Origin of the sequence: Blautia parvula (genome assembly GCF_020215665.1) — a bacterium.
In the GTDB taxonomy this organism is placed as follows: domain Bacteria; phylum Bacillota; class Clostridia; order Lachnospirales; family Lachnospiraceae; genus Blautia; species Blautia celeris.
This window is the reverse complement of the sequence record NZ_CP084061.1, coordinates 2,751,489-2,765,677: the sequence shown is the minus strand read 5'-3', so window position 1 is coordinate 2,765,677 and position 14,189 is coordinate 2,751,489. Positions and strand designations below refer to the sequence as shown.

Annotated in this window: 14 protein-coding genes; 11 read left to right on the top strand and 3 right to left on the bottom strand. The window is 44.1% G+C overall.

The window, feature by feature from the left end; all coding sequences use genetic code 11:
* Position 1 precedes the first annotated feature (1 nt).
* From LC508_RS12945 to LC508_RS12895, 11 genes are all read left to right on the top strand, one after another.
* Positions 2 to 460, top strand: coding sequence for a lasso peptide biosynthesis B2 protein (locus tag LC508_RS12945; RefSeq protein ID WP_103731888.1), 459 nt, complete (start codon positions 2 to 4; stop codon positions 458 to 460).
* Positions 461 to 463: 3 nt separating this feature from the next.
* Positions 464 to 2,146 carry an ABC transporter ATP-binding protein gene (locus LC508_RS12940; RefSeq protein WP_052098853.1) on the top strand — a complete coding sequence of 561 codons (1,683 nt, stop codon included), beginning with the start codon at positions 464 to 466 and terminating at the stop codon, positions 2,144 to 2,146.
* Between the two features lie 33 nt (positions 2,147 to 2,179).
* Positions 2,180 to 2,866, top strand: a complete 687-nt coding sequence (locus tag LC508_RS12935; protein ID WP_033139349.1) for a response regulator transcription factor — start codon at positions 2,180 to 2,182, stop codon at positions 2,864 to 2,866.
* Positions 2,867 to 2,899: 33 nt separating this feature from the next.
* Entirely contained in the window at positions 2,900 to 5,038 is a 2,139-nt protein-coding gene (locus tag LC508_RS12930; protein ID WP_103731889.1) for a glycosyltransferase, read from the top strand.
* Positions 5,022 to 5,846 (top strand): sensor histidine kinase, encoded by an 825-nt coding sequence (locus LC508_RS12925; protein WP_054352139.1) that lies wholly within the window; start codon positions 5,022 to 5,024, stop codon positions 5,844 to 5,846. The genes LC508_RS12930 and LC508_RS12925 overlap by 17 nt, the downstream gene beginning before the upstream one ends.
* Before the next feature lie 423 nt (positions 5,847 to 6,269).
* A complete protein-coding gene (locus LC508_RS12920; RefSeq protein ID WP_054352140.1) occupies positions 6,270 to 7,262 on the top strand; it encodes an ABC transporter ATP-binding protein in 993 nt (330 codons plus the stop codon).
* A complete protein-coding gene (locus LC508_RS12915; RefSeq protein WP_054352141.1) occupies positions 7,259 to 8,053 on the top strand; it encodes an ABC transporter permease in 795 nt (264 codons plus the stop codon). The genes LC508_RS12920 and LC508_RS12915 overlap by 4 nt, the downstream gene beginning before the upstream one ends.
* A gap of 11 nt (positions 8,054 to 8,064) precedes the next feature.
* Positions 8,065 to 8,856: an ABC transporter permease gene (locus LC508_RS12910; RefSeq protein WP_033139353.1), complete on the top strand. Its 792-nt coding sequence runs from the start codon at positions 8,065 to 8,067 to the stop codon at positions 8,854 to 8,856.
* A gap of 166 nt (positions 8,857 to 9,022) precedes the next feature.
* Positions 9,023 to 9,739 carry a DUF169 domain-containing protein gene (locus tag LC508_RS12905; protein ID WP_054352142.1) on the top strand — a complete coding sequence of 239 codons (717 nt, stop codon included), beginning with the start codon at positions 9,023 to 9,025 and terminating at the stop codon, positions 9,737 to 9,739.
* A 289-nt stretch (positions 9,740 to 10,028) separates the two neighbouring features.
* Positions 10,029 to 10,307, top strand: coding sequence for a hypothetical protein (locus tag LC508_RS12900; protein ID WP_054352143.1), 279 nt, complete (start codon positions 10,029 to 10,031; stop codon positions 10,305 to 10,307).
* A gap of 38 nt (positions 10,308 to 10,345) precedes the next feature.
* A complete protein-coding gene (locus LC508_RS12895; protein ID WP_103732391.1) occupies positions 10,346 to 10,765 on the top strand; it encodes a HipA domain-containing protein in 420 nt (139 codons plus the stop codon).
* Positions 10,766 to 10,836: 71 nt separating this feature from the next.
* Here the strand turns inward: LC508_RS12895 and LC508_RS12890 are convergent, their stop codons facing one another.
* The 3 genes from LC508_RS12890 to LC508_RS12880 all read right to left on the bottom strand — a co-directional run bounded on the left by LC508_RS12890 (position 10,837) and on the right by LC508_RS12880 (position 14,139).
* Entirely contained in the window at positions 10,837 to 12,087 is a 1,251-nt protein-coding gene (locus tag LC508_RS12890) for a uroporphyrinogen decarboxylase family protein (RefSeq protein WP_103732392.1), read from the bottom strand.
* A gap of 168 nt (positions 12,088 to 12,255) precedes the next feature.
* Positions 12,256 to 13,206 carry an AraC family transcriptional regulator gene (locus LC508_RS12885; protein WP_054352148.1) on the bottom strand — a complete coding sequence of 317 codons (951 nt, stop codon included), beginning with the start codon at positions 13,204 to 13,206 and terminating at the stop codon, positions 12,256 to 12,258.
* A 30-nt stretch (positions 13,207 to 13,236) separates the two neighbouring features.
* Complete coding sequence (locus tag LC508_RS12880; protein WP_225305375.1) at positions 13,237 to 14,139, bottom strand: AraC family transcriptional regulator; 903 nt, start codon at positions 14,137 to 14,139, stop codon at positions 13,237 to 13,239.
* Positions 14,140 to 14,189: the final 50 nt, after the last annotated feature.

The following is a 14,189-nucleotide window of genomic DNA, read 5'->3' as shown; positions in this document are numbered from 1 at the left end:
TATGAACCTGATAAGAAGAGGGATAAGATTTATAAAATACAATGAACACAAGTCTCTGACTTTGCTGGCATGGATCTATTCCGCTGTTTTCCGGCTCCAGATCCTTTATATGGATACAAAAAGGCTGAAGTGCAGGTGGGGAGCGGAAGGAGAGGAATCGCCCAAAGAGGCGGATGTTCCCCAGTATCTATATGCAAAAAAAGTCTCCTATGCTGTGGATCAGGTCTGTCAAAAAACAAAATGGGAGAGTAAATGTCTGGTGCGGGCACTGACTGCTCAAAAGCTGCTGCGGAGGAAGAAAATTGCAACCACCCTTTATCTTGGCTGTGGGTTGGATGAGAATGGGAAAATGATAGCCCATGCCTGGCTGAGATGTGGAAAAATGTATGTGACAGGGGGGGATGGAAGGGATTATGCAATTGTGGATAAATTCCGTGCAGGAGGATGCGGAAGGGAGTAAACCATGCTGCGGAAGATAAAAAAATTTATAAGTGACTGGGAGAATCAGTCTTCTTACATAAAGTGGATCGTGAATTACACAAAACCATATATACCTCAGCTTTCGCTGGTCATGTTTTTAAATATTATGGTATCTCTGGCATCGATCGGACTGGCTTTGATCGGAAAGCGCATGGTGGATCAGGCAAGTGCAGGCAATACGGTAACAAAGGTCATTCTTCTCTATGTGCTGATCGTTCTGGTGAGTCAGGCCATGATGTGTATTGGAGCACTGTCTGCGGTTGTAATATATGAGAAATTCGCATTTGGAATAAGAAAACAGGTGTACAGAAGGATTTTAGATACAAACTGGCTGGATGTGACAAAATATCACACAGGCGATCTGATGACGCGTCTGACTACGGATGTGGGAATTGTGGCGGATGGTATTTCCGTGACCATTCCCTCAATCCTGCAGCTGGCAGTACAGCTTCTGGCTACTTTTTGTACTCTGGCGGTATTTGACTGGAAACTGGCGGTGTTTGCCCTGGCAATCGCACCGGCCGCAGCACTGAGCAGCATGTGGCTGGGAAGAATACTGAAAAAACTACAGATGAAAGTCCAGGAGACAGAGTCCAGATACCGGTCCTTTATCCAGGAGAGTCTGTCTAATATACTTATTGTGAAATCTTTCCGGACAGAGGACTATTCCGTGGAAAAGCTTACCAGGCTCCGTGATGAAAGGCTGTACTGGGTATTAAAGAAAAACAGAACCGGTCTGGCTGCCTCCACCATATTAAGCCTGGCATTTCAGTTTGGCTATGTGGCTGCATTTGCCTGGGGGGCTGTGAGTATATCAAGAAATACAATAACTTTTGGTACCATGACAGTATTTTTGACACTTGTGAACCGTATACAGTCTCCGATCGTGAATCTGGCCCAGTCCATTCCCAAGCTGGTATCCATGATCGCTTCCGCGGCAAGGATTATTGAGATCCAAAAGCTTCCGGAAGAAACAAGTCTGGAAGAAAATATCAGGGGAGACCAGGTAGGCGTCAGAGTAAACAAGATATCCTTTGGTTATGGGGAGGATTTAGTATTTGACCAGGCATCCATTGATTTTAAGCCGGGAGAATTCACTGCCATTGTAGGGGCCTCCGGGATTGGAAAAACCACCCTGGTAAGGCTGATCATGGCATTCACCAATAAAGCGGCAGGTACCATCGAATTTTATAATGTTCATGGAGACAGGGAGAAAGCCAATGCCAGTGCAAGAGATTTTATTTCCTATGTTCCCCAGGGAAATACATTATTCAGCGGTACCATCCGCGAAAATATCCGTATGGGACGGCTGGATGCAACGGAGGAGGAGATTATGGAGGCTTTAAAGGGGGCTTCCGCAGATGGATTTGTATCGGGGCTTCCCAAGGGGGTTGATACGGTGATCGGAGAAAAGGGGCACGGAATATCAGAAGGGCAGGCACAGCGTATCGCAATAGCCAGAGCGCTTGTGCGCAAGGCACCATTTCTTATTCTGGATGAGGCAACTTCTTCTTTGGATGAAGAGACAGAACTCAGGGTACTGGAAGGAATCAGAAGCTGGAATCCGGCACCCACCTGCCTGCTGATCACACACAGAAGGTCAGTACTGCAGTACTGTGACCGGGAAATCTGTATAGAGAATAAGAAATTGGGAGAAGTAGTCTGAGAACAGAAAGTAAAGGAAGGTTGGAAAAGAGATATGTATCGGATTTTGCTGGTGGATGATGACGCTGAGGTATTAGATGTGAACAGGAGATTTTTTGAAAAGAATAATTTTCAGGTGGAAATCTGTACAGATTCAACATCAGCAATGTTGTCAGTGAGAAGATTTAAGCCTGAATGTATTCTTCTTGATGTGATGATGCCAAAACTAAATGGTTACCAATTGTGCAGGCAGATGCGTAAGGTGACAGATGTACCGATTTTATTTTTATCCGGCAAAATTTCAGAGGAGGACAAGATCAGGGGCTTCCAGTGCGGAGCGGATGATTATATAGAAAAGCCTTATAGTCTGAAAGAAGTATATTTCCGTATTGTGGCAAATATACGAAGGCACCAGCAGCTTCTCAGGAAAAAGGATGAAAATATCATAGAGGTTTTTCCTCTGTCCATTCATCTGGAAAACCATAAAGTGTTTTATTTGCAGGAAGAGATTCCCCTGACAAACAGGGAGTATGATTTACTGCTGTGTCTGGCAAAATGTCCTGATAAACCGCTTACATTTAGGGAAATCGGGATATACACATGGGGAAGTTACAGGGAGGAAGACAAAAAAACAGTTATGGTGAATGTGTCGAGACTGCGGAAAAAGATTGTGGATTATACGGGACGGAAGGATCTGATCGAAACCGTCTGGTCTAAAGGCTACCGGATAAATAGGAAATAGCTTTTGAATTTGGACAGGAAGGGGATTTTACTTATGGCATGTCAGAATGAGCTTATAACCATAGTGGTTCCGGTTTATAACGTAGAAAAATACCTTGACAGGTGTATCCGTTCTATCCAGGCACAGACCTACAAAAATCTGGAGATCATTTTGATAGATGACGGATCAGAGGATCAATGCGGGGAGATCTGTGATCAATATGCGGAATCGGATGAGCGGATAACTGTGATACACAAGGAAAACGGCGGGTTATCAAGCGCAAGAAATGCGGGAATAGACATAGCTGCAGGGCGCTATATTGGATTTGTAGACAGCGATGATTACATTCATCCGGATATGTACGGCATACTTTATGACAGTATGAAAAGGAATGATGCAGATATTGCTGTCTGCGGACACTATACGGAAAAAGAAGAAAAGCTTATACTGGAGGAGCCTATTATAGATGAGGAGGCAGTCTATACATCCGGGGAGGCTCTTGAACTTTTGGTCAGGGATAGGGATATGAAGAGTTATGCATGGGATAAGCTTTACAAAAGGGAATTATTCTCCGGTATCCGCTATCCTGCAGGGCGTAATTATGAAGATGTGGCAGCTACGTATCTGCTCTTTGACAGAGCAGAGAGGATATGCCGGATTCCCGAATATCTTTATTATTACCAGATAAGGGAGGACAGTATTTCTTACCATGTCTCTGAAGCAAAATGGCACAGAAACTGCCGGGACAGCTTGTGGGGACAGATGGAAAGAATTACTTATTTTCATCAGAAAGGGTATGCTGATCTGGAAATGATGTCACAGGCAGAAATGCTCCCCTATATTTTTTCATTTATCAGCGGCGGTTATGTACTGGAGGACCCGGAAGGCGTCAATACTGCAAAAAAATATCTGCTCAGTCATAAGAGGCGGTTGGATGAGAATCCTTATATCGGGAAAAAAGATAAGCAGCTGGTCCGTATTTATGCACTTCCTCATTTTATATTTGAAGGATATAAAGTGATAAAAAAGTGTACGGAAAAAATGCGTCCTGTTTTTGGAAAGGCAGCCGCAGTCTGCAGACGTGTCTGCCGCATGAGCAGACAGTTTGATTTTGAGCTGAAACCAGGTAAAAGCACCAGGATTTTTTCCTTTGAGCTTCCTTGTTTCGACAATCTCGGAGATCATGCCATTGCTTATGCACAGGAGGTCTTTTTGTCAAAATTATCCGAAAAGTATCCTTTTTTGCAGGTTCATGTGATTGACGCATGGGATACTTCAGACGCAGTCTTTCAACTGGGAAGAGAAATACATAAAAACGACCTGATATTTTGTCAGGGGGGAGGCAATCTTGGAAATTTATATCCTTTTGCAGAGGTGTTCCGCAGAAAAGTAATGAAAAAATTTTATAAAAATTCAATCATCCTGTTTCCCCAGACAGTCTATTTTACAGAAGATGAGAAAGGGGAAAATGCCCGTTTGGCAAGCCGCAGGGTATATGACCGGTGCAGGAGACTTCTTCTGTTAGCCAGGGATTCCGTCTCATACGAGCAGATGAGGCAGAATTTTCGGTCTCCTGCTGTTAAAATGATCGATATTGTGGCTTCTCTTGATGCTTCCTTCTGTGTGTCAGAAAAAAGAGAGGGGATTCTTCTTTGTCTCCGTTCTGATGCGGAGAGTGCTTTGAATGCAGATGAAAAAAAGTATCTGCAGGCGTGTTGTGAGAAGGCAGCAGGAAAAATACATATTACTGATACAGTCATGGGAAAAGAGATCACAAGCAAAGAACGGGAAAACCAGCTGGTCAGGAAGTGGAGGCTTTTCGGAAGATCACGGCTGGCAGTTACGGACCGGCTCCATGGAATGATTTTTGCTGTCATCACGAAAACTCCGTGTATTGTCTTAGGCAATAATCATCACAAGGTGAAGGAGACATATAATACGCTGAAATCGTGCGATTATCTGTATTATGCGGAAAATGCCCGCGCAGCAGGTGAAAAGATAAGAGAAGTATTAAAGAAAGAGCTGCCAAAGCATAAGACAGATTACAGCCCGGTATTTGAAAAGCTGGAAGAGATGATCATGCTGTATGTCGGTGAAGCACCTGCAAAAGGAGTACACAGAGTTGATTGGATCAATGATTATGAAATGGCTATAAAGCAAGTTCCAGGAGAGAGAGATGCGAAAAAAGTTTAGCGAGCCGGAGCTCAACGTTATAGAAGAACTTTCAGCAAAACTGTTGGTTGCAAATGAAAAACTGAGAAAATCAGAAGAGAAAAGGACAAAAATGCTGGAAAATATATCACATGATTTGAGAGCACCGCTTACAGCAATACGAAGCGCCGTGGATTATCTTCTGACCGTCAGTACAGAAGAGGAAACAGATAAAGACGAGCTGCGGCAAATCGGCAGCCTTCTTCATGAGCGGACGAAAATCCTGGAAAACTTGATCCAGGATTTATATTATCTTACCTGTCTGGATAATAAAGCGGAATCATTTGATATGTCTGACATTCCATTAGGCCAGTTTTTGGAGGAATATTTTTATATGGCAGAGATGGATGCAAGGTATGAGGATAAAAAACTGAATTTTGATGTCTCCCCATCTCTTACCTGTGTAGTGCGTATGGATAGCGGAAAAATGACAAGGGCGCTGGATAATCTTCTTATTAATGCTGCCAAGTATTCACCTGCCGGGGCATCTATTACATTGGGGGCCTTTATGACAAAAGCGAAGGAGGATGCCGGTCCCTGTGCTGCGATTTATATAAAAGATACCGGAATTGGAATGACAGGGGAAGATTTGGATAAGATTTTTGAACGGCTTTATATGGTGTCTGATGCAAGAACCCCATCCGGTACATCCGGAAGCGGGCTGGGACTTTCCATTGTAAAAAGTATTGTGGAAAAGCATGGAGGGAAAATCACATGTATGAGCGAATTGGAAAGGGGAAGTTGTTTTATGATATATCTTCCTGTGGTGAATGAATCCTGTAATGTCTGATCTCCCGGCGGAAGGATTATGAGGCACAGAAAAGATAAGGAATCATTGACATATGGGAGGCCATAGGTTAATATAACTATTAAAATGAAGTAGGAGGTGTGTGTTTGTCTATTGCGTCAAGTAAATAAATCGGAATGTATAACCAAATAGGCAGAAGGGTTGTTGTATGAATGACTCTTTTGTTGTTGTGCAGATTTATTTTGCTTACACGCAGCAAACCACACCAAAAGGAAAGTGAGGGCACAGCATGTTTTTTTGCTGTGCTTTTTTTCATATACTCATGGTTTTGTTTGCGTACTAATGTAAGCAAAAGGCCATGAGTTTTTTATATAGAAAAGTCGTCTTTATGGCAGAACCTTCGGGACACTGCACAACCGGGAAGAATAAGGGCAAAGGCCTTAAAGATGAGAAAGGAAGATAAATATGAATGTGATAGAAGCAGAGGATTTAACAAAGGTTTACAGAAGGTATATAAAACCGGAGGGAATAAAGGGCAGTCTGAAAGGCCTGTTCCGAAGGGAATATGAAGAAAAGGCAGCAGTCAGCCATGTTGATTTATGTGTGGAAGAGGGCGAATTTGTAGGTATGATAGGCCGGAACGGGGCAGGTAAGACGACCTTAGTAAAAATGCTCACAGGTATTATTGCGCCTACCAACGGTTCCATCCGTGTTTTGGGCTATTATCCAAACAAACTGGAGAAACGTTTCCGGCAGCAGTATGCCCTGGTGATGGGACAGAAGAGCCAGTTGTTTTTCGAGCTGACAGCAGGGGATACCCTTCATCTTTTTAAGGAGATGTACCATTTGTCGGAAAAGGAATATGAAAAGAACAGGGATTATTTTATAGAACTGTTCGGCATCAAAGACCTTATGGATGTGCAGGTAAGAACCCTGTCTTTGGGGGAGAGGATGAAGATGGAACTTCTCGCTGCTCTGCTCCACAATCCTAAAATCTTATTTCTGGATGAGCCTACCATAGGCCTGGATGCGGTGGCAGGCATGCAGATCCGGAAGTATCTGAAGGAAGTGAACCGGGAGAGAAAGACGACGATCCTCTTAACCTCCCATTACATGGAAGATATCAAATCCCTGTGCGGCCGTTCTGTTGTCATCAACCACGGAACAAAGGTATACGATGGCAGCACCGAACAGCTTTTTGAACGTTATCAGAACAATAAAAAGATAACGCTGGTATTTGACAGTCTGACAGAGATTGAGATTCCGGAGGCATTTGCAGGGAAATGCAGGATTCTGGATGACAACGGTTATAAGAAAGTATATGAGATACCAAAAGAGGACTCCGGCGGGATTCTGGAATACTTTATGCGCTATAAGCCCAGAGATATCTCTCTGGATGAGGAGGAAATCGGCAAGGTTGTGGAAAGAATCTATTCAGATGTGAGGGTGAGGGCATGAAAAAATATCTGGAAGTCGCGAAGGTATACTTGAAGGTAAAACTTATGTGGAGGGCGGATCTGATATTCGGCTTTATTTCTATAGTAATGAAAATCATATTTGCTTCGCTGCTTTGGGGTGTGATATTCAGGGACAAGGAAACAGTAGCGGGATTTATGCAGAACAGTATGATGGCTTATTATCTGCTCAGTGCTTTTTTTACACAGATTGATATATCGGAAAAGATAAGCGGGGACATCACATTGGGGATAAGGAATGGGACTTTTACGAAATATATGGCAGTACCTATGGATACCGACAAATATTTTCTGGCTATGGAGGCAGGTTCCATATTGCCCCATATCGTGCTGGATGTGGCGGCAATCTTTCTGATCGGCCTGGTATTTGGGATAAAAATAGACATTACCTCTGATGTTGCTATCATTCTGTGCGCGCTGTTGATTGCTTTTCTGGGATTGCTTTTTATGGCGCAGCTCAGTTATTTTCTGGGGATCCTGACATTTCGGTTTGAGGAAATCTCAACATTTTTAATGATAAAGCAGAATATCATGGCTTTGATCACAGGCTCCATCATACCATTGGCACTCCTGCCGGAAATGGTCGTGAAATGTATGCAGATCCTTCCTTTTTATTATACAGCCTATCTGCCGTCTATGCTGCTGATCGGGAGAAATGGGGAGGAAGCCGTTGGAGGGATGTTTGTTATGCTGGGATGGAATCTCGGTATCTGGCTTCTCTCAAGGAATGTTTATAGTAGATACAGGGTGAAATATGACGGGGCAGGAATATAGGAGGGGCAGTGATGAAAGATAATATAAGATTGGTAAAAGCGTTGGTAAAATTAAGATTTGAGAGAGTCATGATGTTTCGCCTTGGCTTTTTCGGGCCGTTTTTCGTGGATGGGAGTTTATTCGTGATACAGCTTCTGGTGTTTCAGGCCATTTACTCAAAGGTGGACAGAATCGGAAATTGGGGGCAGGGGGACATGATACTTTTTATCGGGACATTTTCCCTTATCAATGCTCTCAACATGAGTATTTACTTCTTCGGAGTCAACTCTATACCGGAAAAAATCAGGACAGGGGAGATTGATCTGTATCTGACAAAACCTGTGAGTCCGCTGCTCAGACTGACCTTTGAACAGGTGAATCCCGGGGCTTTGCCGCTTGTTATTTTCAGCATTGCGATCATTCTTTATGGGATAAATGCAGCGGGAGCGGACGTGACTATCAGCAGTGTATCGGGATATGCGGTGTCTGTGGGAATGATGACGGTTTTGTTTTATGAGCTGGAGGTGATCATACGGTCACTGGCATTTTTTACGGTGTCTTCAGATGGAGTCCTGCAGATAGAAATGAGTGGTCTGGATCTGTGTATGCAGATACCGGGAACCGTGTTTTACGGGGCATATAAATTTGTGTTTTATTATGTGCTGCCCTATGGTATCATCGCTACCTATCCGTCTCTGATTCTGTTGGGGAGGTTTTCGTGGAAGATGGCAGCACATGAGGGGATTGTGCTGGCATGTTTTACGATGGTGACGGTTGTGATGTGGAAAACGGGGTTGAGAAGGTATGACAGTGTGAGTTCCTGAGTCATTGAGCTCCTGTTGCACGTGCAGGAAAAATAAGCACAGACAGGCTTACATGCAGCGGCCAAAACAGGTATAATGTAAATATAAGAAGTATGGTAACTATTCAGCCTGCTGGTTAGTTACGGAGCATGTACATTATATTTCAGAGGGAAGGCGGTAAATTTTTATGAAGAGCAAAATGCAAGAGGCGATCAAACTGCAGAGCCACCCCGTGGCAGTCCTGAAATCCGACGAAATGCCCGACGGCGCCATTCATTTTAAGGAGGGCGTATGGGGCTGTGCCATAGCCATGCTGTCGGCTGCGTCAAAGGGCAGGACTGCGGTGTTCTGCGAGGAAACAACCACCTGCCAGGGCGGTAAGGTCGGATTGGGCTTCAAAAGTTTTGAGCCGGGCACCATTGAATATTTTCTTTCCACCGGAGGTGTGGGACCAAAACCGGGCGAATTCTATAAAAAGAGTCCTGAACTGGCCAGAAAATATATAGAGAGCATTCCGAAAGTAAAAGCAAAAAGATATGTCATTCTAAAACCGCTCAGCGATCTTAAGGAGGACGAAAAGCCGGAGGCAGTTGTCTTCCTGGTAAATGCAGACCAGCTTTCCGCCCTTGCAACACTTGCCAACTATGACCGGCCAACCCAGGATAATGTACAAATCAAGTTCGGTGCAGGGTGTGCACAGGCGGTTCTCTACGCTCTGAGCGGTGAGGAGGAGGGGCATGGAAAATGTACCATTGGCCTCACTGACCCGTCGGCGCGCAAATGTGTCAGCAAGGAGCTGCTGTCCTTCAGCATTCCGTATCACAGGTATCTGGAGATGGAGGAACAGGTGGAGGAGAGTTTCCTGACGAAGGAGACCTGGCTGTGCCTGTCAGAGAGGATATAAAAAATAACCGTTTATATAGAATACAGGAAAGGGAGAAAGTGATTAGTGTAAAAGAGGGGCGTTCGGATGAACGTTCCTTTTTGTCGGATTTTTTCAGCAAACTCTACGGGTTTGTACAAGTATACTGCCCGACGGTCAGTTTTTTTGTATTGGATAAAAATCGAGTATATGATATAATAGATAATATATTATCTAAAAAGACTAAAATAATTAAAAAATGGCTAATATAATATCTATAATAAATTATGTTTCGTAGTATCTGCAATTAAGATATGGTCAGGAGGCCGGAATGGAAAAGTTTGTATGGGAGACTGCAGAGGAAATTAATAAAAATTTAGCAAAACGTATAAGAAATATCAGAAGAAGACGCAGAATATCCCAGGAGCGTCTCAGTGAGATCAGTGGTGTAAGTTTGGGTTCTGTCAAAAGGTTTGAATCTACTGGCAATATATCGCTGCTCTCTCTTACCAGAATTTCTATAGCACTTGATCTGGCTGATGAGATAAGGAATATATTTGCGGAGGTCCCTTATCAAAGTATAGAGGAGGTTATTCATGACAGAAAATAAATGTTTGAAAGTTTGACCGCGGAGCGTCCAGAGTGCATATGTGTACTGCGGCAGCACTTTTAGAACTGGATTTTACGCAGCCCAGCCTGGATTATCACAGTCTGATGAAACTGACAAAAATAATTACCAGAGACAGCCCGGAAGATATAGAGAATATGTATCGCAGAATGTGCTTTAATGTATTTGCTCATAACCGGGATGACCATTCTAAGAATTTCACATATTTGTACGATGAGAATAAGGAAAAATGGTGTCTTAGCCCTGCATATGATCTGACTTACAGCAGTACCTATTATGGGGAACATACAACAACTGTTGATGGAAATGGATCAGATCCGGGCATGAAAGAATTGATAAAGGTAGGGACGAAAGCAGGAATGAGCAGGAATAAATGCAGAGAGCTTGCAGAAGAAATCCAGGAATGTGTGAATCAGATGCTTGGGAAATATAGAATATGATGCAGGGAAACATGGAAGTGCAGAGAGGTGTGGCGGCAAGGCGCCATACCTCTCTTTGTATACTCCTTATGTCAATATTTCCCATAAGTCTTAACCGCATCAAACATAGCAAGCACATTCTCATGCTTCACCCCATAATCAATGGTCGTATTCACATCAAAGATATATCCGCCGTCCGGAGCACAGACATCCAGAAGGCGTTTGACCGCGTCTGTCACCTGTTCCGGTGTTCCTGTCTCCAGGATTCTTCCGTCAAATCCGCCGGAGATACAGCAGTTCTTTCCGACGATCCGTTTTGCCTCCTTCATATCACAGTTTTCAAAGTGCACCAGGCACTTTCCGGCGGGAAGCTCTGACAAGAATTCAAGCCGGGAATCATATTTCCCTTCTGTGTAGACGTAGGGAATCTGTCCGGCAGCAGCCAGATCATTTACCAGAGCCTTTAAAGTCGGCCAGTAAAATTCTCTGTACTGCTCATTTCCCATAAAACCGTCAAGCCCCTTGTGCAGAGGAATGAAGACCACTTTTCCCTTGGAAGTTTCGGCCTGGGAAAGCGCTCCGTATAAGGTGCCGGGGTAGAAGAAGTCAATGGCTTTATGGACATTCTCCGGCTGTTCGTACAGATCGGCCATGGTATCCAGCGTACCTCTGAGACAGTCACTTAACATGTCAAAGGCACAGGTAGTGGTGGCTTTGAAAAAGAGGGGATAGCCGGCCTCCATCATTTCCGCGTCAAAGTTATGGGCCTCCCCGTAATACAGGGAGATCATTTTGGCGGCTTCCCCCAGTTTTATAAACATCTCTGCAATTTCCGGGTCTGCAAACTGCATCATTCCGGGGAGAGCGCCATATCCCAGCATTCCGCCGAAGGACATCTTTGCCATGGGCTCCAGCAGTTTAAAATTCCTGGGAAGGTATTTCTTCATGATCCAGCCGGTCAGGTCTGTCAGAAGCTCCGAATATTCATCATCGCCCAGATATGCCTTTTCCACGAATTGATGGATGGAATTTTCAGTACAGACGCCGCCCTGCTGTCCGGCCCACTGCAGGAACGTGATTCCTGTCAGCTCAAAGCAGCGCCCGAGTCCGCAGAAAAACGGGGAGTAGCCATAGTTGGCATCCGGTTCGTAATCCTTCAGATATTGGCGGAGTGCGTTCTGCATGACCGCCGAATCATACATGGCCTCCGCCATGGTGTGGCCGGAATGAGTAACGGAATAGGTCTGGACAAAGGGTATTACAGGTACACGGTCAGGTTCCTTCACCGCAAGTGCCTCGTCGATTCGTTTCATTCTTTGCTGGTACTGTTCTGTAGTGCTCATATACAATCCTCCTTTGTATAGCACAATAATTGTTCATACTTTTATTGTATCACAAAAGAAAAGGATTGACTGTTTTATTTGTATTAAATAAATATTCAGAAAACATCTGCCGTATCATCACTGCCGATAAAATGATATACCGGTATTTTTCAATATTATACCGGAAGTTTACCAGCCGTTTTCAAGATGTATATCGAAATCTTTCAATTGCCGTTCCTTCCCCGCGTATTTTTCCCTCCATTGTTTTGGGGAGTCCCCCATATATTTCTTGAAATTCCTGTTAAATGTGGATTCCGAGGTGAAGCCGGATTTTGAGATGATCTCATGGATGGAGCGGTCTGTGCTGCGCATGGAGTCAGCGGCATTCAGGATTCTTATCTTATTGATATAGTCAAGAGCAGAGGTATTCATAAATGCCTTGAAAATTTTTCTGAAATACGTCTCACTGATGCTGCAGGCATCGGCCAGATCCTGAATCCTGATCGGGGACTGATAATGGCTGCGGATGTAATCAAGTGCCGGTTTGATCTGGCTTTCGTTCTCCACATCCAGAGGCTTACTGCAGGTTAAAAGCGCGTCATCCATCTCAGAAGATGTCAGCCGGGCAATCCTCATGAGCAGGGAAAATACCATGCCTTTTACGATAGATGTATGGTATTCCTTCTGCACCAGCATTTCGTGGAGAATGATACGAAAGGCAGCGGCAATTTCCGAATATTCTTTGGCATGGATAAAATGCGCTTTCTGTGTGATCAGTTTTTTCATATAATTCAGTTTGGCTTTATCATTTCCATAGACAGGTTCCAGACATTTGTCTATGTCGACGAAGAGGTATTCCCAGGTGATGATACTGCCGGGAATGCTGTCTGTGGAATGGGGATAATTGGGAGGGATTACGGAAATCATATGGGATTCGATTTTGAGGGCCTGATCGCCCAGCAGCAGATTTCCGTTCCCGTTATAACAGTAGCCGATTTCCATCAGATTATGAAAATGAAGGCATGCGGTCCGTGTCCCGACGCAGTTCAGCCAGTTATTCCCGGTCAGAAAATATATGGGAAGCTGAGGCAGAGTGTCATAATATCTGAATTCTACTTTGGGTTTTTGCGTATTGTCCATAATGTGCTTCTTTCTATTGATTTACAGATTCTAATATACATGGCGTTCGTGATTCAAACGGTATTCAAGGGCTGTCATGCCTGTCACCTTCTTAAATTGTTTGGAAAAATAAGCAGGGTCTGAATAGCCCACATTTTCGCCAATGATATTTACATGGAGCTGTGTAGTGCCAAGCAGCTTCTGGGCCTCCTCAATGCGGATCCTTGTGAGAAGCTGAAGCGGAGTCAGCTGGTATTTTTTCTTTATGCAGCGCGTGATGTATGCCGGATGGAAAGAAAACTGCCGTGACAGTTCCGTCAGACTGAAGGGCTGCCGGTAATTGGCACACAGATACTCATAAATCTCTTCTGCCAGTGTTTTCTCTCTTGGCTGGTCATTGCAGCTGCAGATGAGTGCCAGTATATTCATAAAGAGAATCTGGTATTCAATCTGGGATGATACAGAGTCAAAAAATAATTTCTGCTGATTGTATCTGTCAATTTTTACAAGGGAAATCTGGTCCAGATATCCCAGAAGCTTTTCTCTGTATCCCTCCGGAATCAATCCAAACTGCGGGAGAGAGACGTGGAACTGCTCTTTCTGGTAATATTTATTTTTGTTCATTTTGTCACTTAGATTGACAGCCGGGGCATCTGAGTAGGAAAAAGCTCCCTCTGTATAGAAATGCACCCAGGAAAAAACAGTATCTTCCGTGCAGTGACGGTATCCCATATGGGTTCGTTCCGGTACCAGAATCAGGAATTCTCCTTCCTGCACGGTAAACTGCTTCCCCTTCTCTTCCATATATAGAACACCTTCTCTTACATAGATCAAATCAAAGGTATTGTGGATCATTCGCCGTTCATGGCGGTCCCCCTTGCGGTAAATGGACATTCCGCCCACGATCAGATGCGGCAGAGGCGGACAGGTAAAGTGGATATACATAGTGTTCATGACCTTTCGTTAAAATAAGGGTTTCTTCGCCCGTATGACAATATTTATTG